Annotated in this window: 22 protein-coding genes and 1 other RNA gene; 6 read left to right on the top strand and 17 right to left on the bottom strand. The window is 56.0% G+C overall.

Translation table 11 applies throughout. The annotated features are described in order from the left end of the window. Positions 1–45: 45 nt before the first annotated feature. Positions 46–663: an HAD family hydrolase gene (locus tag E5334_RS06375; RefSeq protein WP_167604327.1), complete on the top strand. Its 618-nt coding sequence runs from the start codon at positions 46–48 to the stop codon at positions 661–663. A 17-nt stretch (positions 664–680) separates the two neighbouring features. On the opposite strand, the gene rnpB is transcribed toward E5334_RS06375, so the two are convergent. Continuing rightward, an RNA gene (rnpB, locus tag E5334_RS06370) (RNase P RNA component class A) lies at positions 681–1,030 on the bottom strand. A gap of 95 nt (positions 1,031–1,125) precedes the next feature. Here rnpB and E5334_RS06365 point away from each other — a divergent pair. From E5334_RS06365 to E5334_RS06350, 4 genes are all read left to right on the top strand, one after another. Further along, entirely contained in the window at positions 1,126–1,761 is a 636-nt protein-coding gene (locus E5334_RS06365) for an IMPACT family protein (protein WP_167604326.1), read from the top strand. Positions 1,762–1,860: 99 nt separating this feature from the next. Next, entirely contained in the window at positions 1,861–3,243 is a 1,383-nt protein-coding gene (locus E5334_RS06360; protein ID WP_136012737.1) for a putative DNA modification/repair radical SAM protein, read from the top strand. Continuing rightward, positions 3,179–4,258: a TIGR03915 family putative DNA repair protein gene (locus E5334_RS06355; RefSeq protein ID WP_136012736.1), complete on the top strand. Its 1,080-nt coding sequence runs from the start codon at positions 3,179–3,181 to the stop codon at positions 4,256–4,258. Before E5334_RS06360 ends, E5334_RS06355 begins: the two co-directional genes overlap by 65 nt. Positions 4,259–4,429: 171 nt before the next feature. Further along, complete coding sequence (locus E5334_RS06350; RefSeq protein ID WP_136012735.1) at positions 4,430–4,825, top strand: hypothetical protein; 396 nt, start codon at positions 4,430–4,432, stop codon at positions 4,823–4,825. Between the two features lie 124 nt (positions 4,826–4,949). Here the strand turns inward: E5334_RS06350 and E5334_RS06345 are convergent, their stop codons facing one another. From E5334_RS06345 to E5334_RS06315, 7 genes are all read right to left on the bottom strand, one after another. Next, on the bottom strand, positions 4,950–5,633 hold the full coding sequence (locus tag E5334_RS06345; protein WP_136012734.1) for an N-acetylmannosamine-6-phosphate 2-epimerase: 684 nt from the start codon (positions 5,631–5,633) through the stop codon (positions 4,950–4,952). Between the two features lie 201 nt (positions 5,634–5,834). Then, positions 5,835–6,791, bottom strand: a complete 957-nt coding sequence (locus E5334_RS06340) for an ROK family protein (RefSeq protein ID WP_136012733.1) — start codon at positions 6,789–6,791, stop codon at positions 5,835–5,837. Positions 6,792–6,867: 76 nt separating this feature from the next. Next, positions 6,868–7,791: a dihydrodipicolinate synthase family protein gene (locus E5334_RS06335; protein ID WP_136012732.1), complete on the bottom strand. Its 924-nt coding sequence runs from the start codon at positions 7,789–7,791 to the stop codon at positions 6,868–6,870. Positions 7,792–7,904: 113 nt separating this feature from the next. Next, on the bottom strand, positions 7,905–8,759 hold the full coding sequence (locus E5334_RS06330) for an ABC transporter ATP-binding protein (protein ID WP_136012731.1): 855 nt from the start codon (positions 8,757–8,759) through the stop codon (positions 7,905–7,907). Between the two features lie 3 nt (positions 8,760–8,762). Then, positions 8,763–10,799, bottom strand: coding sequence for a dipeptide/oligopeptide/nickel ABC transporter permease/ATP-binding protein (locus E5334_RS06325; RefSeq protein ID WP_136012730.1), 2,037 nt, complete (start codon positions 10,797–10,799; stop codon positions 8,763–8,765). Position 10,800: 1 nt separating this feature from the next. Continuing rightward, positions 10,801–11,751 carry an ABC transporter permease gene (locus tag E5334_RS06320; RefSeq protein ID WP_136012729.1) on the bottom strand — a complete coding sequence of 317 codons (951 nt, stop codon included), beginning with the start codon at positions 11,749–11,751 and terminating at the stop codon, positions 10,801–10,803. A 158-nt stretch (positions 11,752–11,909) separates the two neighbouring features. Next, positions 11,910–13,514: an ABC transporter substrate-binding protein gene (locus E5334_RS06315; protein WP_136012728.1), complete on the bottom strand. Its 1,605-nt coding sequence runs from the start codon at positions 13,512–13,514 to the stop codon at positions 11,910–11,912. A 636-nt stretch (positions 13,515–14,150) separates the two neighbouring features. Here E5334_RS06315 and E5334_RS06310 point away from each other — a divergent pair. Continuing rightward, a complete protein-coding gene (locus E5334_RS06310; RefSeq protein WP_136012727.1) occupies positions 14,151–14,948 on the top strand; it encodes a PHP domain-containing protein in 798 nt (265 codons plus the stop codon). Positions 14,949–15,016: 68 nt separating this feature from the next. Here E5334_RS06310 and hisE read toward each other — a convergent pair whose 3' ends face one another. From hisE to hisG, 9 genes are all read right to left on the bottom strand, one after another. After that, positions 15,017–15,334, bottom strand: a complete 318-nt coding sequence (gene hisE, locus E5334_RS06305; protein ID WP_136012726.1) for a phosphoribosyl-ATP diphosphatase — start codon at positions 15,332–15,334, stop codon at positions 15,017–15,019. A 77-nt stretch (positions 15,335–15,411) separates the two neighbouring features. Then, entirely contained in the window at positions 15,412–15,825 is a 414-nt protein-coding gene (gene hisI, locus E5334_RS06300) for a phosphoribosyl-AMP cyclohydrolase (RefSeq protein ID WP_136012725.1), read from the bottom strand. Between the two features lie 43 nt (positions 15,826–15,868). Then, on the bottom strand, positions 15,869–16,633 hold the full coding sequence (gene hisF, locus E5334_RS06295) for an imidazole glycerol phosphate synthase subunit HisF (RefSeq protein ID WP_136012724.1): 765 nt from the start codon (positions 16,631–16,633) through the stop codon (positions 15,869–15,871). Continuing rightward, the gene (locus E5334_RS06290; RefSeq protein ID WP_136012723.1) at positions 16,627–17,391 is read right to left on the bottom strand and encodes a 1-(5-phosphoribosyl)-5-[(5-phosphoribosylamino)methylideneamino]imidazole-4-carboxamide isomerase; all 765 of its coding nucleotides are present in this window, start codon (positions 17,389–17,391) and stop codon (positions 16,627–16,629) included. The genes hisF and E5334_RS06290 overlap by 7 nt, the downstream gene beginning before the upstream one ends. Beyond that, the gene (gene hisH, locus E5334_RS06285; protein ID WP_136012722.1) at positions 17,388–18,038 is read right to left on the bottom strand and encodes an imidazole glycerol phosphate synthase subunit HisH; all 651 of its coding nucleotides are present in this window, start codon (positions 18,036–18,038) and stop codon (positions 17,388–17,390) included. The genes E5334_RS06290 and hisH overlap by 4 nt, the downstream gene beginning before the upstream one ends. Beyond that, entirely contained in the window at positions 18,038–18,622 is a 585-nt protein-coding gene (gene hisB, locus E5334_RS06280; protein WP_136012721.1) for an imidazoleglycerol-phosphate dehydratase HisB, read from the bottom strand. Before hisB ends, hisH begins: the two co-directional genes overlap by 1 nt. A 37-nt stretch (positions 18,623–18,659) precedes the next feature. Beyond that, a complete protein-coding gene (gene hisC / locus E5334_RS06275; protein ID WP_136012720.1) occupies positions 18,660–19,751 on the bottom strand; it encodes a histidinol-phosphate transaminase in 1,092 nt (363 codons plus the stop codon). Between the two features lie 27 nt (positions 19,752–19,778). Beyond that, complete coding sequence (gene hisD, locus E5334_RS06270) at positions 19,779–21,194, bottom strand: histidinol dehydrogenase (RefSeq protein ID WP_275438964.1); 1,416 nt, start codon at positions 21,192–21,194, stop codon at positions 19,779–19,781. Positions 21,195–21,248: 54 nt separating this feature from the next. Then, complete coding sequence (gene hisG / locus E5334_RS06265; protein WP_275438960.1) at positions 21,249–22,874, bottom strand: ATP phosphoribosyltransferase; 1,626 nt, start codon at positions 22,872–22,874, stop codon at positions 21,249–21,251. Between the last annotated feature and the right edge of the window lie 223 nt (positions 22,875–23,097).

The raw sequence follows: 23,097 nt of genomic DNA, 5'->3' as shown, positions 1-23,097 counted from the left end.
TTGTCAGCTGGATTGCACAAAACACTAATGGGGGAAAGGGTTTCTATGAGCGTGCATAATATCGTATTTGATATGGGTGGTGTGCTTTTGGATTGGAATCCCTTCTCCTATGCATCTCAGGTGAGCGACTCGCAAGAGGATGCGGACCTGATCTTTGAAGCCCTCTTTATGAATCATGCCTGGTCCTTGGGGGACTCGGGCACCCTCTCTGATCAATGGGTGCTCGAGTCTGCCCTCTCTAAGCTGCCAGAGCGCCTTCATAGGGCCTGTGAGGTTGCTTGGCGCACCTATCCTGAGATGCAAGCAGTCATCTCCGAGACCAATGAGCTTGGTCGCCAACTGCATGAGGCAGGCTTTGGCGTCTACATCCTCTCAAACGTGAGCAATCGCTTTAGAGAAGAGCTTGAACCAAGGATTCCCTTAAGTTCTTGCACCGATGGGATTTTGATCTCTGCTGAGGAGCTTCTTATGAAGCCGGATCCTCGTATATTCACCCGTTTTTGCCAACGATTTGACGTGGATGCTGATGACTGTCTGTTTGTAGACGACCTGGAACTCAATTGCCAAGGCGCTCGAGCAGCAGGTTGGCACGCATTTCAATTCAATGGCGCAATAGAGCCTCTTAAATGCGAGGTCTCCAAGCTTATGGGGTTTAACTGCTAGAAAGCAAATCGCCAAAGATGCGAAGCGGGCCTATAAGCCGGGTTCTGTCGAGGATGATCATTTATCTCGAGGCCGTGTTGCCACGATCCTTCTCTCGCGAGCAACCCGTGCGCGAGCCGGGCCAGCCCATAGCGCACCTATTTGCTCTTGCTCCAGATGGGGTTTACCCAGCCACCCCGTTGCCGGGATGCTGGTGGTCTCTTACACCACCGTTTCAGCTTTTCTCTCACCTCAAAAGAGGCAGCGGGAGTCTTCTTTTCTGCGGCACTTTCCGTCGGATTGCTCCGCCCGGCCGTTAGCCGGCATCCTGCCCTAGGGAGCCCGGACTTTCCTCAGGGAATAACCCCGCGATCATCTGGCCCACTTCGCGCAATGAAGTATAGCATTGACCCTGGATATGCCTCAGGACTTCCATGGAATTCATTCTCACGAAGAGGACCTTTATGGATAAAGAGGACCTTTATGGATAGTTACACCACAATAGCCCCCGCCAGCTGTGCTACCGCCGAGTTGGTAGATAGGAAGAGCCGCTTTATCGCCCAACTTAAAGCCATCTCTTCCGAGCAAGATGCCTCATCATTTTTAGAGGAAGTAAGAAAAGAGCACTATGATGCCCGTCATCATGTATGCGCATGGATTCTAGCGTCTGGAGAAAAGCGCGCCAGCGATGACGGGGAGCCCCAGCGAACCGCAGGGATGCCTGTATTAGAAGTGCTGGAAGGCGCCGGATTGCGCGATGTGTGCTGCATTGTCACCCGCTATTTTGGCGGTACACTGCTGGGGCCAGGAGGACTTATCAGAGCTTATTCCGGAGCAGCAAAACTTGCTGTAGAAGCAGCTCAAACAGACGGCGATCTTGTGGACATGCGATCTATTACCAAGGTAGTGACATGCATCCCTTACAGCGCCTATGACAAAGTGCGCAGGATGGCCGAGGACGCCCATGGCAAGATAGAAGGATCCCTCTTTACTGATGAAGTGCAGCTCACTTTGGTATTTCGCACTGGTGATGAGCTGGCGTTTTGCTCAGTCCTGAAAGATTTTGCCAATGGCGAGGATCTCTGCCTGGTCCATGAGCCCATTTTTGGGCCTTTCTAACTTAGGGCACTCGAGAGCAAGTCCTTCAAATTGTAAGCGAACACCCGTTCTTCATCTGGTATAGTAGAACGGACGTTCGCATTCAATGGGAAGAGACCTATGGATACCCTGTCTAAGCTCTCAATACTGGCAGATGCCGCCAAGTATGATGCAGCCTGCACCTCTTCAGGTGTGGATAGGGCCCCTCGAAAAGGCATGCTAGGCATGGCGAGCAGCAGCGGATGTTGCCACAGTTTCACCCCTGATGGTCGCTGCATTACACTGCTAAAAGTCCTCATGTCTAATGCATGCACCTATGACTGCGCCTATTGCGTCAATAGGCGCAGTGCAGGAGGTCTGCGAGCCACTTTCGAGCCAAAAGAATTAGCGGCGCTCACCATAGATTTTTACAAACGCAACTATATAGAGGGTCTTTTTTTAAGCTCAGGAGTGCTTGGTGAGCCAAATGCCACCTGTGAGCGCATGATAGAAACGCTCCGTCTACTAAGAGAAGATTACCGATTTAACGGATACATACACGCAAAGGCAATCCCCGGGGTGGCTCCGGAGCTCATTGACCGCTTGGGAAGATTGGCAGACAGGATCTCTGTCAACATCGAGCTTCCCAGCTCCGCCTCTCTTCATACGCTCTGCCCTCAAAAGCAGGGGGCGGATATCCTCAAACCCATGCGCCAGATCCATGACACTCTTCAGCAAGAAAAACTATTGGGCGCGGGAGGGAAAGGCAACAGCGGTGCAGGATCTTACCTGTCTACCGTAAAGCCTCCTCTTCCAGCCGAGAACAGCCACCATCAGCTCCCTGAAAGAACTGGGCAAAGACCGCAGTTGTTTAGAAGTACGAGTGCTTCGTCTGCCTTTGCTCCCGCAGGGCAGGCGACGCAATTAATCGTGGGGGCCTCTCCGGAAGACGACAATCACATATTGAAGCTCTCAAGCTCCCTCTATAAAACATACGGGTTGAAAAGAGTGTTTTTCTCGGCCTATATGCCGGTAATCGAGGATTCGCGCCTCCCCCATCCAGAAACTCCGGTTCCCCTTCGTAGAGAGCACCGGCTATACCAAGCAGATTGGCTCATGCGTTTTTATGGCTTTGATGCTGACGAGCTGGTGAGCCCAGAAGCACCTTTTTTGGATTTGGAAGTCGATCCAAAGTTGGCTTGGGCACTGACCCACATGGAGCAGTTCCCCATAGAGGTGAATACTGCCTCAAAAGGCGACCTTCTGAGAGTTCCGGGCATAGGGCCTGTCGGCGTTAGGAAGATATTGCGCGCTCGTAAAAGCCATCAGCTTACCTTTGATGATTTGAATAGGCTCAAACTCACCTTGCGCAGGGCGTGCCATTTTCTCACCTGTGGCGGGCAACGCGATCCACAAAGCCCTGCTCATCCAGAACAAATAAGAGAGTTGGTGATTCAAGATGCCGCTGCCTCTTCCTATAACCGCACTCAACGAAACCTCCAAGGCCAGCTCTCGCTCTTCTGAGATCCTGAATACCCTCGAGTCGGAAACCTGCAAATTTGTGGGCTCACTTCAAAAGCTCGCTATTCAAGGGCAGCGTCTTTGTCTAGGCTGCATCCCTTCTGCAGAAGGGATGCTTACAGCAGTGGGAGCGCTCTATCTAGCCCGTGTTCCTGAGGAATGCGCTCGCCTTATCGTCCCTACAACCGGACAAGCTAGACTGGATGAGGTCTATCTCTCTGCGCCTTGTGATGCGACTTTGGCGACGTACGTGTTTGAAGGATTCATCAGGGCCACTTTTGGAGCCAAAGGGATGCCACAATATGTGCGCGATCCAAAGACCATGGTGACCTATATAGCAGCCCAGGTACAAAATCCTTCTATGCCAGAAATCTTGCATCGTTATGTGCGATGTGGCTTTACTTTTGGAAAAAAGATTGGAACCCATGGGGCAGACCCTCTGATCGCCGAGGCAGAGGCGTTGGCCACAAGCACCTCTTCAGAGGCAGAACATCTTCGTCAGTTTGTGAGGTTCTCACGGCTAGCAGATGGTTCGTTTTTTGCCCAATTCCGGCCAAAGGCAGACGTGGTGCCTCTGGCCGCAGGCTATTTCAAGCGAAGGATGGGTGAAGAGAGATTCTGCCTATTGGATCCAGTTCATGGATCTGCTGCTCTCTATGGAGACCATCATTTGGGAATCATGAAGCTTGATCCCCTTGAGGCAGAGCTACTAGCCTCTCAAACCGCATTATTGGCTCAAGACGAACCCTATGTCCGTGCACTCTGGAAAGGCTTTTATGATGCGGTGACATTGCCTCATAGGACAAAAATGCAGCGAGGCTATGATCTTCGACAGCAGTTTATGCCACAGAGGCTATGGGCTTATCTTCCCGAGCTGGACCCTCGAACAGATACGGCCTGGACTTGGATTCCACCAATCTATCGTGGAAATGCTCCTTTGGCCTCGAAGATGCTGAATGCACCTGTTGGCAAGAGAGAATCGCTGCCTGCCTCTCCTGAAGAGACAGAGGAAAGTTGATTTGAAACCCTCATACTCATTTGGAGGGTCATAATTTGATTTATGAATTTTTATTTAGAGAGGATTTAAGTTTAAGATTCTTCTCAGCCAAGAACATATCGATGATTATCATAGAGATGGGATGCGGTTTATCACTTATCTTCTAGACTTGCCTGGAGGATGGAGCCATCTATGGGAGCTGTAACTTATTCTATCTCCAGCTTTAGCAAAATATGCTTTATGCCTCCCCTCTTGCGATCGCTTTTTGAGAATTGGGCGCGAGATAGCTACTTTAAGCTCTACGGCTATGAACCTTCAGACGAAGAGATCGATGTCTATACCACTCTTTGCGACTTGCATGGAGCAAGTCGCAGGCTTCGCAGGGATTGGGCAGAGGCTCTTCTCGATCGTTTTATACCGACCTCTTATATCAAAGATCTCCCTATAGGAGAAGAGGGCCTTCATGTAGAAGGTCTTCAGGTGCGCTATTTCTCAGAGGAGGACGGGGCTATTCCTTTTTGTGGAACCACTTCAGCACCTAAAGATTCCAAGCGTAAGCTTCTGGGGGTCAAGTTCTCCAAAATGTGAATCTTTAAGGTGTGTCTGGTAATGAAAATGGCCTCATTCGTCTATGGGATGAGGCCATTCACTGGATGGATGAAAATCGTATTATTCAAGCAGGTCTTATCAATAGGCTTAACTGGCACCGCAACTATCGCACTGCGTCACAGAACCAGCTGGTAAGAGAGGTAGGGTGCGTGATAGCGGTGCCAACGACTACTGCCCAGGCACCTGCGTCGATGGCGTCTTTGGCATCTTGGGGGCAATGAACGCTGCCCTCGCAAATCACTGGTTTGCCAGGGAATTCTTCAGAGGCTTGGCGAAGAAGCCCAAGGTTGGGACCCTGAGTGGCCGCCTGGTCAATGGCTGCACCGGCATGAGAGAGCGTCGTGGAGCAGATATCGCATCCAGCAGCGAAGCCCCGACGAATGTCTTCAATGGAAGAGCAGTCGGCCATGAGCAGCACGCCGTCTTTTTTGAGAGCGGTTACAGTCTCTTCGAATGTGAGGCCATCAGGTCGAGGCCTGTCCGTTGCGTCAAGAGCAACTATGTCAGCACCTGCCATAGAGCATGCCCGCGCATGGCGCAACGTAGGGGTGATGTAGACGCCTTCGTGGCCTTCCTTCCAAAGACCGATGACGGGAATCTCTACGCGGCCCTTGATGGCAGAGATGTCTGAGAGGCCTTGGCAGCGAATAGCGGAGGCGCCTCCTAGCTCACATGCACGAGAAATTTGGGCCATAGTCTCAGGATGACGGAGAGGCTCACCGGGATAGGCCTGGACGGAAACGATAAGGGTGCCTTTTAGCGATTGCACCAGTGGATGAACTGACATGGGGAGCTCCATCCCCTCGCGTTACACGCGAGTTGCAGTAGGGGCGAAAGATAGCAAGAGACATCTGCTGCTCTCATACCAGAGCTTGTGAATATGAGGCTGAGAGCGAAATGTCAACCAAAGAGACCGAGGACTCCGATAAGACAGGAGGATTAACGAAGTCCTCGGCAGGCAAAAGAGAAGCGAGATGTCACAAAGGACTTACTTCTCGTAGCCGTCATCAATGAAGTGTTCTGCGGCTCCTAAGAGGGGCGCATCATTACCAAGAGCTCCGCGCTCGATAGGAAGATCGCGCACAGGCTCCATCACACGCGATGCGTAGCCACGGGCAAGTGCGTTATGCCATACAGGACCGCATTCGACCACAGAGCCAGAGAGAATAATGGCTTCCGGGTCGATCAAATTTGCCGCGGAAGCAAGTACGCCGCCCAAGCCAAGGCCGCTTCTTTCCTCGGCAGCAATAGCAGCCTGATCTCCAGACTCAGCCATCTGAGATATGGTAGCGCCGCCAATAGGGTTGCCCTGGGCGTCTTTGTCATTGCCGGAGAGACGTATATATTCTTCGACAATAGCCGGACCTGCGGCAATGGACTCTAGATGGCCAGTGGCTCCACAGGTACAAGGGATGCCTGCGGCTTCCTCACAGGCCATATGGCCAATATTGCCGGCCATATCGTGAACGCCAAGGCGCAGTTTCCCGTTGTCGACAATGGCGCCGGAGATTCCAGTGCCAATGGCCACCACTAATACAGAAGACATGCCTTTGCCGCCGCCCCACCGAGCTTCGCCCAGCGCATGGGCATGCACGTCGTTGAGCACACGACAAGAAAGGCCCGTGGCAGAAGCGACTTCAGACCCTAATTTGGTGCCAGACCAACCTGGCATCATCTCGTTGGCATAGGTGATATCGCCGGTTTTGGGATTCACCACACCACCGGTAGAGATGCCAACGCCTGCAACAGGTCCTTCGGCACGTTCAATGGCTGCTTTGATAGAGCGGATCACATCATGGAGCACACTCGTACCGCCGCGTAAGGGATCGGTGGGAATCTTTTCTACAGAGGAAACTTCAGGGAAGGAATCACCATCAAAGGTGACGATGCCCGTAGCGATTTTAGTGCCGCCAATGTCTACCGCAACTACACGGGTAGGGTCCATGGGACCTCCCTCTTCCTATACGTACGACAAAGGGAGAGGGGCGGAGTTTTGCCACCTCTCCCCTTGCCATTGATTGCTAGATCAAACCGGCATCTACCAGCACAGAGTGAATTGCCTCGACATTCTCGCCCTCGAGAGCATCCACAGGGGAAGGCATGCGGTTGGTGTTAAAGATGCCCATTTCTTTAAGAGCGGTCTTAAAGGCGCCAACACCTGCGCCATAGCCACCAACGCCAACAGTGACCTGGGTGATGAGCATAAGGTCTGCCAGGTAGTCCTGAATGGCCTTGACCTGTGCCCAGTCACCAGCCTGATAGGCCTTCCACATCTTGACATAGGAGACAGGATCGATATTGGCGAGGCCGGGCACAGAACCATCGGCACCAGCCAGATATGCGCCGTCAACCACTACCTCATGGCCAGTAAGCAGGCTCATGGGGTGGCCGTTGCGGTCGTTTTCGCGGACCAAGAAACGGAATGACACGTCATCACCCGAAGAATCCTTAACACCGGCCAGCGTACCCTCGGCGCCAAGCATAGCCAGCTCTTGCCAACCCAGCTTGGTATTGACGCATACAGGGATGTCGTAGGCAAAGAGCGGGAGGTCTACCGCCTCATGAATGGCGCGAAAGTGATTGGCAATCACGCCGGGGCCGGGAATGGCATAGAAAGGCGCGGTGGCGACGATGGCGTCAACACCCAGCTGCTCCATAGCACGTGCGTGTTCGATTACACGGTTGGTCTGCATATCGATGCAGCCAGCGAGAACCGGCAGGCGCCCCTGGTTGATCTCCATGCCGATCTCGATGATCTCACGGCGACGCTCGTCGGTAGAGAAGGCTACCTCGCCAGAGGAGCCCAGGAAGAAAAGGCCGTCAATACCGGCATCGATCATGCGGTTGAGGTGCTTCTCATAGGCCTCGCGGTCAATGGAGCCGTCCTCTGCCATGGGGACGACTACGGGAGGAACAACACCGGAGATCTTGAAATCCGAGCTCATATAACGAGCTCCCTTCATGTCTGGCGCGCCACTTATGGGCGCAAATGCGAATAACAAGGCCTGGAGCCTGGTGAGGCCCCAGGCCTTAGGAAACCGAGATCTTAGCCTAACTCCTAGATCTTGGGGTGGAGCAGCGAAGGAGCTGCTCCCAATAGAAGCTTGGTATAGGGATCCTTGGGATCCTCGAAGATCTGCTTGGCATTGCCATGCTCTACCACGGTGCCGCCATTCATGACGCAGATCTCATCAGAGATGTAGCGCACAGTTTGGATGTCATGGCTAATGAAGACCATAGCCAAACCCAGCTCGTGCTTGAGGTCGGTAAGCAGATTCAAGATCTGGGCACGCACCGACACGTCGAGGGCCGAGGTGGGCTCGTCGGCGATGATGCAGTCAGGGCCGATGGACAGCGCGCGGGCAATGGCCACACGCTGGCGTTGACCGCCGGAGAGCTGTCCGGGCAGGGCATCCAAAGCAGAAGAAGGAAGGCCGACAAGACCAATGAGCTCGCGGATTCGATCCTCGCGGGAGTCGGGGTCGCCCACCTTGTGCACCAACATGGGATCCAGAAGCTGGTCGTGCACAGACATGCGGGCGTTGAGCGCGGTGGCTGGGTCTTGAAAGACCACGGACAGCACCGAACCGATGTGCTTGCGATCGGCAGCCGTACGCTTGGTGACGTCTTTGCCCTTGAAGAAGACCTTGCCGGAAGTGGGGGGCTGAAGGCCGCACATCACGTTGGCGGTGGTGGACTTGCCGCAGCCGGACTCGCCTACGATGCCTAAAGTTTTACCAGGCATGACGCGCATGGTAACACCCTTCACCGCATGCACCAGGTTGGGGTGGAGCAGGGAGCCGGTACGAGTCTTGAAAGTCACCTTCACGTCGTCAAGGAAGATGATGGGCTGGACGCCGTCGATAGTCCCGTCGTTTACCGCGGTGGGAGTTTGAGTCGTGGTGTCGCTCATGGGTTAGGCATCTCCCTTCTTGGCAGGCTCAGCAGTGGTTACTACAGTCTCGGTCTCGCTATAGGCGACGACACGAGTAGTGAGTCCGTTCTTGGCGAGCTCCTCATCAGGCAGCTCGGCGACATAGTGCTCGGTGCCGGGGATCTTCTTGAGGACAGGGTGCACGTTGAGGCCCACTGTGGGATGACTCGAACGAGGAGCGAAGCGATCGCCGTCGTTGAAGTCTTTGGGGCTGGGAACTGTGCCGGGTACCTGGTGCAGGCGGCCGGCGCCACCTTCGATGGAGAGCACGGCGCCCAGAAGGCCGCGGGTGTACTCGTGAGTGGGGTGCATGAGCAGCTCGATGGTGGGAGCCTGCTCTACCACCTGACCGGCATACATGACGGTGATGTAGTTGGCCACTTCAGCCACCAGCGCGAGGTCGTGAGAGACGAAAATCATGGCGAAGCCGAGCTTGGCTTGAAGGTCGTTCAGAAGCTTGATGACTTGCTTTTGTACCGTCACGTCAAGAGCGGTGGTGGGCTCGTCGGCAATGATCACCTTGGGATCGCGGGTGAGCGCCATTGCGATGAGGACACGCTGGCGCTGGCCACCGGAGAGCTCGTGCGGATAGCTCTCAAGGGTACGGGCAGGATCCAGGCCTACAAGTTCCAGGAGTTCCTCGGCAGAACGGGTGCCGCCGCGATCAGTGAGCTGCTTCATCTGATTCTTGATGAGCATGGAGGGGTTCAGGGCTGAGAGGGCGTCCTGATAGATCATGGCAATTTCATGGCCACGAAGGTCATTGCGTTGCTGATCGGACATTTCAAGCAGGTTCTTGCCCTGGTAAAGAATCTCACCGGAGATCTGGGCGCGCGAGTCAATAAGGCCCATGATGGTGAGGGCGGTGATGGACTTGCCGCAGCCGGACTCGCCTACCAGGCCCATGGTTTGGCCAGGGCGTACGGCGTAGTTCACGTGGTCAACCACGTTCACGTCACCGTGGCGAGGGAACTTGATGCAGAGGTTCTTTACCTCAAGGATGGGCGCCACAGAGTTATCGGGCTCATGGCGGTCGTGACGCTTGGCCTCTACCTTAGCCAGTGCGCTGAGCGAGGCGTCCAAGGAAGCCTTCTGCTCCTCATAAGCACGGACAGGGTCAAACAGCAAGCGGTCCTGCTTGCGGGCATGCTTGCCATCGTCCTCGATGGGGGCATTGGGGGCGGCCACCATGGCATCGGTGATGCCTTCGGAGAAGATGTTCAGGCAAAGGACCGTGATCATGATTGCCAAGCCGGGGAAGAGCGCCTGCCACCAACGGCCGGCCAACACGCCAGAGCGAGCGTCAGAGAGGATGTTGCCCCAAGTGGGGGTGGGCTCTTGAATGCCGGCGGAGATGAAGGACAGCGAAGCCTCCAGGATGATGGCGTCGGCTACCAGCACGATGACGTAGACCAAGATGGGGGCGATGCAATTACGCATGACGTGCTTGAGCAGGATCCAAGGGGCTTTGGCGCCGGAGACCACTACCGCACGCACATAGTCCTCGCCATACTCGGCAACCACGTTTGCACGCACAATACGCGTTACCTGGGGGATGTAGATGAAGCCGATGGCCAAAACGATGGAGGGAACGGAATTACCGAAGACGGACACGAACACGGCAGCCAAAGCGATGCCAGGGAAAGCCATGATGATGTCCATGATTCGCATGATGACCTCAGAGATCCACTTGCGACTCACGGCGGCCACAGAACCAATGATGCAACCAGCCACAAAAGCCAATGTGGTAGCACCAAAGCCGATGGCCAACGAGTAACGGGCACCAAACATCATACGAGAGAGGATGTCACGACCCTTCTCGTCAGTACCAAAAAGGAACTCGCCGTTAGGAGCCTGGCGAGCCTTAAAGATCTCAAAGGGATCGTGAGGTGCCAGGAAGTTTGCGAACAAGGCGATGAAAGCAACCAGGATGAGCACGACAATGGAGATCCTGGAGCCAATGCTCATAGCAGCCCAGCGACGAGCTATGCCAGAGCGGCGCTGTACGGTCTCTGCCATGCTACACGCTCCTGATTCGAGGGTTGATAAGGATGTAGAGCATGTCTACCACGATGTTGATCACTATGAAGGCCAATGCAACCACCAGGGTGACGCCTTGTACCAGTGTGGGGAAGTTCGAGGAAACACCGTCGAGAATAGCCATACCCATGCCGGGGAGGTTGAAGATGACCTCAATTACCACAGCGCCGCCCATGAGGTAGCCAATGCGCAGGCCCAGGACAGTAACCGGGGTGATCATGGCATTGCGCAGCACGTTCTTCACAATAACGGTGCCGCGGGGAACGCCTGCGCCAATAGCGGTGCGCACATAGTCGCGATCCAGTTCCTCAGCCATAGAAGTACGGATCACACGGGTGAGCTGACCCGCCAGAGGCACTGAAAGTGCCAGAGCGGGCAGAAGCATGCGAGCCCACCAGCCACCGGTAAACAGCGGGGGAAGAGCGCCAGATGCAGGCAGCAGCTTGAGATTGATAGAGAACACCAGGATCAAAAGTACTGCGAGCCAGAAGGAGGGCGTGGCAATGCATGCGATGGAGAAGATACGAATGACCTGGTCTGGCCATTTGTCTCTATAGACTGCTGCTACCACACCAAGGATGAACGCGATGACGACACCAATAATGAGGCCAAAGAACGTGAGCTGCATGGTGACAGGGAACGCTTTAGAAACACGCTCAGCTACTGAAGCGGCATTCACACCGTACTCGCCCAGATTGCCCTGAAACATACCGCCGAGAAAATCGCCGTACTGTACGATCCACGGTTGATCAAGACCATGCTTTTCTCGGTAAAGTTGGACGGCTTCCTGGGTGGCGCCTTCGCCAAGCGCACCATAGGCCGGGTCAACGGGAGAGAAGGACATCACGAAGAACACCAGGAAGGTTACACCTAAAACCATGATCGGCAGAGCGATAAGGCGGCGTCCAATAAGCCTGATTAGGTTATTCACGCTGTTCTCTCCTTTCTGTTAATTCGGTAATTGATGGATACTATCGACAAGGAAGGAGCGCGGGGAGGCATGGAAGAGACGCCTCCCCGCGCCCACGGGGTCACGCTTCTTTCCACGGCCAGCTTCAAAAGCGGCAAGCTGGGTTCACGGGAAAAGAGTTACTTGGCCTTGCAGCCCACGAGGTCGACACCGGTGCAGCCAATGGCCTGGAAGCCGTCGATCTTGTCTGCCCAGACGCCAGTGGGGGTCACACGGTGGAGTAAAGGATACAGGGGCACCTGCTCGGCGATGAGGTCGAAGCACTGGTTCCAGGTATCCTGCTGCTCGGAGCCAGACTGGGTAACGGCCTTGGCCATGAGGGCCTGAAGCTCCTGGCACTTGGGATCCTCTTGCCAGCCGTAACGAGACTGGGTCCAGATGCCGTCGCCGTAGAACCAGCTCATGAGCAGGTCGGGGTCGTTGCCAAAGACGGAGGGGTCGCCGGAGGCGAGCACTACGTCGTAGGGGCATACGCCGGAGGCATCGGGGGTTGCCTGGTTGGCGTAGAGGTCGGAGCTCTTCTGAGAGTTGAGCTCGACATTCAGGCCAGCGGCTTGGAGATCCTGCTGGATCTGGGCGGCGATGTCCTTGATCCAAGCGGTGTCGGTGGTCTGGAGGGTCAGGGAGGTGCCTGCGGCGCCAGCCTCGTCCAGCAGGCTCTTGGCCTTGTCTACGTCGTAGGTGTAGACAGTGGAAGCCTTGTGGTAGCCGGGGAAATTCTCAGGCAGATAGCAGGTGGCAGGCTTGGCAAGGCCGGAGAGGGCGTTCTCAATGAGCTTCTCGGTGTCAACGGCATAGAAGAAGGCCTGGCGCACGCGGTAGTCATCGAAGGGCTTCTTCTTGGTGTTGAACATGAAGAAGGGAAGGTTGAAGCCCTGGACCTCGTCGACGGTGATGCCCTGGTTCTTGAAATTGTCGATCTGATCGGCGGGGACGGCCTCGCAAATCATGGTGGTGCCCTCGGTCATGGCAGTCACACGAGGATCGTTGTCCACAAGGACGGAGAACTCGACAGGGTTGGAGGCGGGACGATCGCCGTTGTAGTTCTCGTTCACAGAGAGCTTGATGGACTGAGGATCAGAGGAATCATACTTCCAAGGACCGGTGCCAATGGGGAGCTTGGTAAGATCGTCCTTGGACATAGAGGCGGGGCACACCTTGATGATGCAGAGGCGCTTCTTCATGATCTCGGGGTCGAAGGCGACGTTAAGGGTGAACTTCACGCCATCCTCGCCGTCGGCCTCGACGTTCTCGATGAAGGAGAGCATGGGCACGTAGATGTTGCCGGCGTACTCCTCGTCCTTGCCAGCGGCACGCTGCCAGGACTTGATGACGTCGTCGGGGGTAACCGCGGTGCCGTCGGAGAACTTGGCGTCCTTGCGCAGCTTTACGGTGTACTCGGTGTCAGAAACCTTGGTGAGCTCGTCCTCTGCCGCCAAAGCCTTGTACGCCTCCATCTTGGCGTAGTCGAACTCGAAGAAGCCCTCGGCCACGCACCAGTTGGCGGCCATGCCAGTGGCGCTGGAGGTGGACAGAGGATCCAGGTTGCCCTGGTTCTGGTACGCAAGACCAGCAGTGAGGGTAGCGTTGGGATCGCTGCCGCCCTCAGTAGAGGTGGAGCTGTCGTCAGTGCCGCCGCAGCCTACAAGACCCAGGCCCGCCACAGCAGCGGCGGCGCCGGAGAGGCCGACGAAAGTACGACGAGTCATGCCCTTCTTAAACATTGCATTCTCCTGTCTGCCCGTTGCGAGGTTCTCCTCGCGCTTACAACTGCGTTTAATCCTAAGGGTTAACTGAAAGATCCACTTCGCAGCTGATATGATTCTCCGCAAACGGCAGCGAGTTGTACACCAGCTCTAGGAGATGCTCGACAGACGGAAAAAGGTATATCTATAGGGGCTAAATAGGCGTCTTACCTGTGGATTTAGACATGTTTGGTTTTGATAAAGGGGGCATCAAAATATTCTTCATATCCGATGCAAGTGGGCTTTGTAACTATTCCGTGAACGGTTGTCTATTCCCAATCCTTACATTGGTGCATTTTAGGGATTTTTAGACACTATTCCGTAAGTTCTACTGTATCGAAGTATCTCTATGCGTAACTAGTTTTATGGATATCATAATATTATCTTATCCCTATAACATTGCGTAGATATTAGGCAACCCTGATTTCATTTCATTTCGCTGAATGGTAGCTGTAGTGCACCAGCGGTGCCCGTTATTCCGCCAACGGCAGCTTGACCCCTTCTTAGTGTACAAGTAAAAGTAGCCTAAAAGATTATTTGCCACCGAGCATTGCTAAACTCTCATTGAGCGTTCGTAGTTCAAAGGCAGTGTGCAAGCTTTTAAAAGGATTCACTATGTTGGTAGACACCCATTCGCACACCTACTTTTCCGATGGCGCCGATAGCCCCCAAGCCATGGTGGAAGTCGCTGAACAAGCGGGCCTCGATCTTCTATGCATCACCGATCACCTTACTCTGCCTGTGTGGCTAGATCCTCGAGCTGAGTGCTCCGTTGCCGAGAAAGACCTCCCCCTCTGGCGGCAGGAAATTACGGAGGCTGCTGCCCGTGTTTCTATTCCTGTGCTCTGGGGTGCCGAATGCGATTGGTACGAAGGCTGCGAACCGCTTATAGAGCGTTGGAGCAAGGAAGTGCAGATACGCTTAGGCTCGGTTCACTGGGTGGATGGTCGCCCCATAGATGATCCTGAGGACCTCTCGTTTTGGGAAGATGAGGGCCCCGACACTGTGTGGCAGCGCTACGTAGAAGCTTGGTGTGCCGCTTGCGAAAGCACTGCTGATTTTGACACCATGGCGCACCCAGACTTGCCTGCCCGCTTCTGGCATGAAGGTTATGCACCTTCCATAGACTTGGAGCCACTTTATAAGACTATGGCCGAATGCGCCCATGACACTCATCGCCGCGTCGAGGTTTCCACAGCGCTCTTGCGTAAAGGTGGGAAACGCCTTTATCCAGACACTCCCCTGCTCAAGCATTTCTCTGATGCCCAAGTGCCCGTCACGTTTGGCAGCGATGCCCATAGAGCACGAGACGTGGGCGCCGATCTCACCGAGGCACACGGGGTTGCCTGGGATCTAGGCTATCGATTCCAAGAAGTGCCTTCCACAGAAGGCTGGCGCTCTGTAGCTCTGTAGCTCTATAGCTCTATAGCTCTGTAGCTCTGCAGGGCTCACGACTGAAACGGGTAACCCGGAGGTTCCGGTTAGCCCATACGGGCGTTTAGCTCTCCTGCAAGCTCGTTCAAATTCACGCCCTCTGCCTCGAGCACCACCATCAAGTGATAAATGAGATCGGCTGCCTCATAGCGCACATGGTCATGGTCGTGATCCTTGGCTGCCATGACTACCTCGACAGCCTCTTCTGCTACCTTTTTGAGCCGCTTGTCTTCAGGACTTGTAAGCAGCAGCGCAGTGTAGCTCTCATGTGGGTCATGGCCCCATCGACCGTGGATAGTGGCTGCGAGCGATTCCAGCGTCGCGCCCAAATCGCCAGCTTCCACATGCAATGTGCGCTCTCCCATGGAGCTCCTCCAAACACTTCGATGTCCTCTTGCCATATGCGATGCTGCGCTGCTTCTGCTGCCGAGAAGGCCATGCCTCAGGGCCTCTGGACGTCTCCTTGCTGTGGGGCCTCTTCTGCAGCTATAGCGGCATCGGGAGCCAGCTCCCTGAAGAAACAAGATCGATGCCCAGTGTGGCATGCGGGACCCGGAGAATCCACTTCCACCAGCAAGGTGTCGTTGTCGCAATCTATGAGCAAAGATCTTACGGTTTGAATGTTTCCGCTGGTGGCGCCCTTGTTCCAAAGCTCATGGCGCGACCTGGACCAAAACCAGGTTGTGCCCGTCTCTAAGGTGAGCTTCAGCGACTCCTCACTCATCCAAGCCACCATAAGCACTTCATGGGTATCCGATTGCTGCACTACTGCAGGTATGAGTCCATGCTCATCCAGTTTGAGCGTGACGGCCTCAAGAGGTGTGGGTTCACAGGTTTCGCCTGCATAACTAGTCACAGGAAGACTCCTTGCGGTGGGGGTGTAGGTTTCTCGGCAAGCATTAAAAATCGAGGCGCACGGGGATGCCTTGGGAAGCCATGTACTCTTTGACTTGGCGGATAGAGAAGGTGCCAAAGTGGAAGACGGAGGCGGCAAGGACGGCGTCGGCTTCGCCGTCGAGGATGCCCTCAGCGAAGTGTTCCAGCGTTCCCACGCCGCCCGAAGCGATGACCGGTATAGGTACTGCCCGAGCTACGGCGCGGGTGAGGGGGATATCGAAGCCGCTTTTGGTGCCGTCTCGGTCCATGGAGGTAAGAAGGATCTCGCCAGCGCCTCGGCGAGCGGCCTCCTGGGCCCAAGCGACTGCATCTATGCCAGTGGGAGTACGGCCGCCAGCCGTATAGACTTCCCAGTTATTGGGACCCGTTTGCTTGGCATCGATGGCCACAACCACCGCTTGGCTGCCAAACGCCCGGGCGGCCACAGAGATAAGCTCAGGGTTCTTCACTGCTGCCGAGTTCACAGAAACCTTGTCGGCGCCTACGGCCACCATGGTACGCATGGACTCCAGGTCGCGAAAGCCGCCGCCTACCGTATAGGGGATGCGCAGCTGCTCGCTTGCGCGAGAAGCCATGTCGATAGTGGTGGCGCGTTCGTCGCTGGTGGCAGTGATGTCCAAAAAGATTACCTCGTCGGCGCCTTCTAGGTCATAGGCGCCAGCTAGCTCTACCGGATCGCCGGCGTCCACCAGTGAGACAAAGTTCACCCCTTTGACCACGCGTCCTGCCTTGACGTCAAGGCAAGGAATCACACGTTTAGCTAACATCCGGCCTCCAACGTTTGAGTAGCAGGCTGTACCAGCTCGAGAGCTTCCTTAAGGTCTACCTGACCCTCATAGAGCGCACGGCCCACGATAATGCCTTCAATGACCTCGTCGCCCATGGCACAGAGCGCTTGGATGTCTTCCAGAGAGGCAATGCCTCCCGAAGCCACCACCGGAAAGCCGCATCTTGACGCGAGCATCTCGTAGGCCCTTGCGTCAATGCCGCAACTGCAGCCGTCACGAGCGATATCGGTGTAGACCAAATGCTTGTAACCCCAGCTGCAAAGCTCGTCTACCAATTGGTTTAGCGACAGGTCCACATCTTCGCGCCAGCCGTTCACATGGACCTGGCCGTCCTTTGCGGCCACATCGGCCACTAAAAGATCGCCAAATTCTCGAGCGGCTGCCTTTGCAAAGGCAGGATCCTTGACCAGTGGAGTGCCAAGGGCTATCCGAGAAACCCCCGCCCCCGCGAGCCGCTGGACATCTGCCATGGTGCGCACGCCGCCACCGGCATCCACGTGAAGCAACCCAGACTGGCAGATAGCTGTGATGGCGGCCTGGTTGGCAGCCAGCGACTCTTCGTCTTCTCCAAAGGCACGGGAGAGATCCACCACATGGACCCAGGCGGCCCCTGCCTGAGCGAAGGCCTGTGCCTGAGCGAGGGGATCATCCCCATAGATATCCATAGCAGAGCGCTTCCCTTGCTTGAGGCGCACCACCTTGCCGCCAATGAGGTCGATGGCAGGAAAGAGAATCATGAGCACCCCTCCCCTGCCTGAGCTACAAAGTTTTGAAGCACCTTAAGCCCTGCGCCGGAGCTTTTCTCAGGATGGAACTGGCAGCCAAAGACAGAGCCGCCATCCCACACCACCGAGGCAAAACTGCGCCCGTAGTGAGTGTAGGCGCCCACAAGTTGGGCAGGGAAGTCTGAGGCAAGCGCATAAGAATGGGTGAAATACATATGTGTGCCCTCAGAGATGCCCGAAAGCAGCGGACAATGGCGGCCCAGCGGCGTGATGTCTAACGTGTCCCAACCCACATGGGGCACTTTGAGCCTTGAGGATTCCAGGCGCGTGCAGCTTCCTGGAAGCACGCCTAACCCTTCGACCCATTGATCGTGCTGGGCGTTCTCGTTGCCTTTTGCCACCAAGAGCTGAAGTCCTAGGCAAATACCGAGAAACGCAGCTCCCGCCTCCAGTGCTTCGACGATGGCTGCGGCCTGTCCTGAGCTCGTCATATAGTCCATGGCATCAGCAAAGGCGCCCACGCCGGGCACGACCAATGCAGAGGCTTTGGCGATGGCAGCCGGGTCGTCGGTGGCATGGGCGAAGGCTCCGGCGCGCTCAAGGCCACGCACGACAGAGGAGATATTACCTTTGTGATAGTCGACCACAAGAATCGTCATCAGAGACTGCCTTTAGTTGAGGGGATGCCGCTTACTCGCGAATCGAGTTCGCAGGCAAAACGCAATGCCCGGCCTGCAGCCTTGAAACAGGCTTCGAGGATATGATGGGCGTTTTCGCCCGCAATCTCACGCATGTGCAAGGTAATGCCGCCATTGCGGGCAAGGCCTGCGAAAAACTCATGGCCCAGCTGGGTGTCGAAGTTCCCTACCTGAGGAACTTGGATGGGCACTTCCCAGAAAAGCTCGCCACGACCAGAGATGTCCACCACAGAGAGCACCAATGCCTCGTCCATGGGGACCATGGCTTGCGCAAAGCGGGTGACAGATTCCTTGGATCCCAGGGCAGCCGCAAAGCAATCCCCCAGCACGATGCCCACGTCTTCTACCGTATGATGGGCGTCTACCTCAAGGTCTCCTTCGCATTGGACCTTAAGGTCGAAGAGGCCATGACGTCCAAAGGCAGAGAGCATGTGGTCAAAGAACCCCACTCCGGTATGCACATCCACCTGGCCGGCGCCGTCAAGGTTCAAGCTGATGGTAATGGCGGTCTCTTGGGTGGCACGGGAAAGCGTGGCGCATCTCATGGACAACCTCCTTTGTCTTTAGGCATAGTAGATGGTTTTAGCTGGACGTACCTTGGGATAAAAGCTCGCGAAACGCCTTGATCACAGACCGGTTTTCCTCTGGGGTGCCCACGGTGATGCGCAGGCAGTCCCTCAGTCCGGGGCTGTGGGAGAAATCGCGCACCAAAATGGAATACCTGTCGATGAGCGCCTGTCGGATTTGGTGCGCATGACGCAGGCGCACCATCAAGAAATTGGCCTCGGAGTCCCAGACTTCGCAGCCTAAGGCTCGCAATTGCTGGGCGAGAGAAGCCCGCTCTTGGCAGATAGAGGCCACCGTTTTCAACAATTCGCCTTTATGGCTCAAAGCTACTTGTGCTGCCGCCTGGGAGAAGCTGTTGACCGAATAGGGCTGGCGGACGGCTGCAAAGACGTCGATGATCTCAGGAGAAGCCGCTACATATCCCAGACGCGCGCCTGCAAGACCAAAGGCTTTGGAGAGGGTTTTGAGCACCATGAGTCGAGGGTGGCGTCCAAGCAGCGGCATCGCCGAGCTATCTGGAGAAGCAAATTCGCCGTAAGCCTCGTCTACCATCACCACACCGGGACAGCATTCGCATAGCTCCCGAATCCTATCCAATGGAGCGAGGTCTCCGGTAGGATTATTGGGCGAGGTCACCACTACAATATCTGCAGAGGCAGCATCCTTTAGAGTCTGATCCCAAAGTGGTGCAAAGGTTTCTGGATCACGCCAGACGTTTACTACCCGAGTTCCCAAAAGCTGGCTGTAAAGCTCATAGACAGAGAAGGTGGGCGGCAGGTTGACCAGCGTTTTGCCGGGCCCTCCAAAGGCGAGGAAGAGATTGAAGAGCAGCTCGTCGCCGCCGTTTCCCACAATGACGGCTTCTGGAGCCACTCCCAGCCACTGAGCAAGTGAGTTTTTGAGATTATGGGCTAAAGGGTCTGGATAACGATGGACCTGAACCTGAGACAAAGCCAAGTCCAAATCCTGCCTAAAGACCTCTGAGTGCGGCCAGGTATTCTCATTGGCAGACAGATTGACATCACAGGGAGTGAAGGCAGGATCGTAGGGTTCCAGCGAAGCCACTTCTTTTCTTACCAATGACTGCACCCAGGGCGATAGAGCCATAGCCTCTCCTTTGAAAGTGATGTACGGTTAAAGGGTGGCATCCAGATCGAAATCCAGGGCGGGACGCCCCGGCTCCTGAAGCGGCTCTGGCCAAGCTACCGTAAAGACGTTGGCGCAGATGGAATCCAGGGATAGGGAGGGCGCGTCCTTCTCGGCACCTTCTAGCTCACGGCGCCGCATGCCTACCGAGAGAGCATGGGCCCACAACCCCTCGCCTTGAGCCAAGGTTTGGGTGGCTTGGGCATCGGCCAGCATGCCTTCAGGGCTGTAGCAGATGACCGAAGAACGCGTGACAAAATCATCCACAGAAAGCGGGTTGGAGAAGGCGGCGGTGCCTCCGGTGGGAAGTGTGTGGTTGGGACCGGCCACATAGTCGCCCAAAGGCTCAGAGCTCCAGGGACCCACGAAGATGGCGCCCGCATTGCGGATGGATCCCACGAGGTGGAGGGCATCGGCGCAGTGGAGCTCCAGGTGCTCGGGTGCCACCGCATTGGTGGCAGCCACTGCATCTTCTTTGTTGGCGGTAAGTACGATGAGGCCTTGATCTGCCAAAGAGGCAGCAGTCACTTCAGCGCGGGGAGATTGAGACACCAAGAGGTCCAGCGCCTGTTGCACTTGCTGCGCCAAGGAGGCAGACCAGGTCACCAAGTAGCAGGCAGCCAAAGGATCATGCTCGGCCTGGGCCATGAGGTCTGCAGCCACGATGGCTGGATTGGCGCTCTCATCTGCCAGCACGCACACCTCAGAGGGACCGGCGATCATATCAATGCCTACATCGCCGGACACGCAGCGTTTAGCTGCAGCTACATAGGCGTTGCCGGGGCCGGTGATCTTGGAGACCGCTGGGATCTCTTGGGTGCCGTAGGCCAAAGCAGCGATGGCCTGGGCGCCTCCTACGGCATAGACCTCGTCGACTCCGGCTACCGCTGCGGCAGCCAGCGTATAGGCCGAAAGCGAGCCATCACGCTGAGGCGGGGTTACCATGACCACGCGGTCGACACCGGCGACCTTGGCGGGCACTACGTTCATGAGCACGGTGGAAGGATACTGGGCGCGGCCTCCGGGCACATAGACGCCCACCGAAGCCAAAGGAGAGATCTTCACTCCCAGCAAGGTGCCGTCAGGACGGGTGGAAAACCAAGACTGCACCACTTCGCGCTGGTGGAACTCGGTGAGCTGGCGGTGAGCCTTGTGAAGCGCCTCTAAAAAGGCAGGGTCTACCAGGTCCAGGCTCTCTTGGATGACGCTCTGGGGAACCCTAAACTGCTTGGGGCAGGCGCCGTCAAATTTGAGACAGAATTGGCGCACCGCAGCGTCGCCGTCTTCGCGCACTTGGGCCACAATCTTCTCGGCAGCCTCTACGACCGATGCCGGCAGCGCCCCAGACCTGTGGAGTTGGGCTTTGGTGAGTTGCTGGCCCGCTTGCAGGGTGACCTGACGCATGGTGGGCGGCTTCATGGTGGATTTCCTTCCCTTCGAGGTAGCGGACGAGAGTTTTTAAGAGATGCGAGAGAGGGCCTCTGCCAGCGTGCGGACCTGGGGATTTCTGCGATAGGCCGCGGGGCTCGCGAAGAAACGGGCAGAGCAGTTCATCACATCGTCGTCTACCACCACTAAGTCGTTCTCTTTGAGGGTGGTGCCTGTAGCAGTGATGTCCACAATGCGGTCGGCCATGCCCACGATGGAGCCAAGCTCGATGTTTCCGTGGAGCGCCACGATATCTACCGGGCAGCCTATGGAGTCATAGTAGGCCTGGGTGATGCGAGGGTACTTGGTGGCCACCCGATAAGAGCCTCGGCGGGCAAAGGCTTTCTCTGCGAAACCCTTGCGAGACGCTGGCTCTGCCACCACAAAATGGCAGGCGCCCACCTTGAGATCCACCAGTTGTATAAGGTCCAGATTCGCCTCGAAAAGCGAGTCGTTGCCGCAGATTCCGCAGTCAGCGCCGCCATAGGCCACAAACGCAGGCGCATCGGTGGCACGCACGATGAGGTACTCCACCTCCCCTGCGTTGACGATAAGCTTGCGTCCCAGATCATCGAGCTCTTCGGTGGGAAGCCCTGCACGTTTTAACAGTTCGACCGTAGGAGCGAAAAGGGAGCCTTTAGGCACTGCGATACGCAGGGGGCGCTTGCGGATGTTCTTCTCGGCATCCAAGGAGGCCTGCACCCGCTCTAGCGAGAGCGCGAACCCACAGGCAGCAGCCCTGGCGTCCAGATTGGAGAGAATGGCGTCATAGCGACCGCCAGAAGCCACCGAAGCCGAGCAGCCAGGCGCATAGGCCTTGAAGATCAACCCGGTGTAATAATCAAACGAGTTGATTATTGAGAAATCGAAGGAAGGCGTCCAGGGCGATCCGTTGACATCCAGGCTACCCACCAGCCAGGAAAGCTCCTGGGTGCCCCTTTGGTCGGGTTCTACCTGGGCTTTTTCCAACAGGGCGTCGATAGCGCCTATGACTTCTGAACCACCGGAGAGCCTTGGGATTTCGCGAATAGCCTGAGCAGCTGGCCCACAAAGCCCACAGGCATCCAAATAGGCATCTAGGCCCACCAGGTCGCTCTCATGAACCAGGGAGAGCACCTCTTGGATTTGCTCTTCCGATAAGCCCGAAACATCCAGGGCTGCACGCAACGGCTGCACCGAGCCGCATACGATAGTCCAACCTTTAATTCCTGCAGCATCCAGTGCCTGGGCTAGAAGCTGGAGCACCTCTTGCTCGGCCTCGCCATCTGGAGCACCTACAAGCTCGATGCCCAGCTGAGTGAATTGGCGGGCTTCCCCTCTCAGCGACTGCTGCTCTCGCACCACCGGCGCCTGATAGCGCAGACGCAGCGGAAATCCCGCGGGATCACTCAAGCGGCTCGCCACCATGCGTGCAATGGGAAGTGTGAGGTCCGGCCTGAGCATGAGCAGGCGGTCATCGTCGTCGATCAGCTGGAAGGGCACGCCTTTTATGCGCCCCGCTCGCTCCAACACTTCCCGAGACTCCAAAAGCGGCGTCTCAACAGGCAGATATCCGGCAGCAGAGAAGACCTCGCGTACGCGGCCGGCGATCTTTTCGCGAGTCAATGCCTCCTGAGGAAGTATGTCGCGGAACCCTCGGGGGGTGCTGTGAATCATAGAGACTCCTTTACCCAAACATCCAAAAACTCGTGGATAGAGTCGACACTTTACTATAGTAAAGTGTCTGCAAGCACTTTATCACAGTAAAGTCTTGGGTTGCAGCCCGTGACCTATTGTTTACTAAAGCGCCTAGCCCGCAGAGAATCTGCCAGCTAGGCGCAGTGTGCAAGAATTGAGGCCGCGTTTCTTGGCAAGAAATGCGCTAGGTGCAAAGCCAGGC

Source organism: Muricaecibacterium torontonense (assembly GCF_004793925.1).
In the GTDB taxonomy this organism is placed as follows: Bacteria; Actinomycetota; Coriobacteriia; order Coriobacteriales; family Atopobiaceae; genus Leptogranulimonas; species Leptogranulimonas caecicola.
The sequence above is the reverse complement of the archived record's forward strand: the minus strand, read 5'-3'. Positions and strand labels throughout refer to the sequence as shown.

Bases quoted from the DNA above. Each gene is read 5' to 3' on its own strand.
- E5334_RS06375 (WP_167604327.1), top strand. From the start codon at position 46: ATGAGCGTGCATAATATCGTATTTGATATGGGTGGTGTGCTTTTGGAT.
- E5334_RS06365 (WP_167604326.1), top strand. From the start codon at position 1,126: ATGGATAGTTACACCACAATAGCCCCCGCCAGCTGTGCTACCGCCGAG.
- E5334_RS06360 (WP_136012737.1), top strand. From the start codon at position 1,861: ATGGATACCCTGTCTAAGCTCTCAATACTGGCAGATGCCGCCAAGTAT.
- E5334_RS06355 (WP_136012736.1), top strand. From the start codon at position 3,179: ATGCCGCTGCCTCTTCCTATAACCGCACTCAACGAAACCTCCAAGGCC.
- E5334_RS06350 (WP_136012735.1), top strand. From the start codon at position 4,430: ATGGGAGCTGTAACTTATTCTATCTCCAGCTTTAGCAAAATATGCTTT.
- E5334_RS06345 (WP_136012734.1), bottom strand. From the start codon at position 5,633: ATGTCAGTTCATCCACTGGTGCAATCGCTAAAAGGCACCCTTATCGTT.
- E5334_RS06340 (WP_136012733.1), bottom strand. From the start codon at position 6,791: ATGGACCCTACCCGTGTAGTTGCGGTAGACATTGGCGGCACTAAAATC.
- E5334_RS06335 (WP_136012732.1), bottom strand. From the start codon at position 7,791: ATGAGCTCGGATTTCAAGATCTCCGGTGTTGTTCCTCCCGTAGTCGTC.
- E5334_RS06330 (WP_136012731.1), bottom strand. From the start codon at position 8,759: ATGAGCGACACCACGACTCAAACTCCCACCGCGGTAAACGACGGGACT.
- E5334_RS06325 (WP_136012730.1), bottom strand. From the start codon at position 10,799: ATGGCAGAGACCGTACAGCGCCGCTCTGGCATAGCTCGTCGCTGGGCT.
- E5334_RS06315 (WP_136012728.1), bottom strand. From the start codon at position 13,514: ATGTTTAAGAAGGGCATGACTCGTCGTACTTTCGTCGGCCTCTCCGGC.
- E5334_RS06310 (WP_136012727.1), top strand. From the start codon at position 14,151: ATGTTGGTAGACACCCATTCGCACACCTACTTTTCCGATGGCGCCGAT.
- hisE (WP_136012726.1), bottom strand. From the start codon at position 15,334: ATGGGAGAGCGCACATTGCATGTGGAAGCTGGCGATTTGGGCGCGACG.
- hisF (WP_136012724.1), bottom strand. From the start codon at position 16,633: ATGTTAGCTAAACGTGTGATTCCTTGCCTTGACGTCAAGGCAGGACGC.
- E5334_RS06290 (WP_136012723.1), bottom strand. From the start codon at position 17,391: ATGATTCTCTTTCCTGCCATCGACCTCATTGGCGGCAAGGTGGTGCGC.
- hisH (WP_136012722.1), bottom strand. From the start codon at position 18,038: ATGACGATTCTTGTGGTCGACTATCACAAAGGTAATATCTCCTCTGTC.
- hisB (WP_136012721.1), bottom strand. From the start codon at position 18,622: ATGAGATGCGCCACGCTTTCCCGTGCCACCCAAGAGACCGCCATTACC.
- hisC (WP_136012720.1), bottom strand. From the start codon at position 19,751: ATGGCTCTATCGCCCTGGGTGCAGTCATTGGTAAGAAAAGAAGTGGCT.
- hisD (WP_275438964.1), bottom strand. From the start codon at position 21,194: ATGCGTCAGGTCACCCTGCAAGCGGGCCAGCAACTCACCAAAGCCCAA.
- hisG (WP_275438960.1), bottom strand. From the start codon at position 22,874: ATGATTCACAGCACCCCCCGAGGGTTCCGCGACATACTTCCTCAGGAG.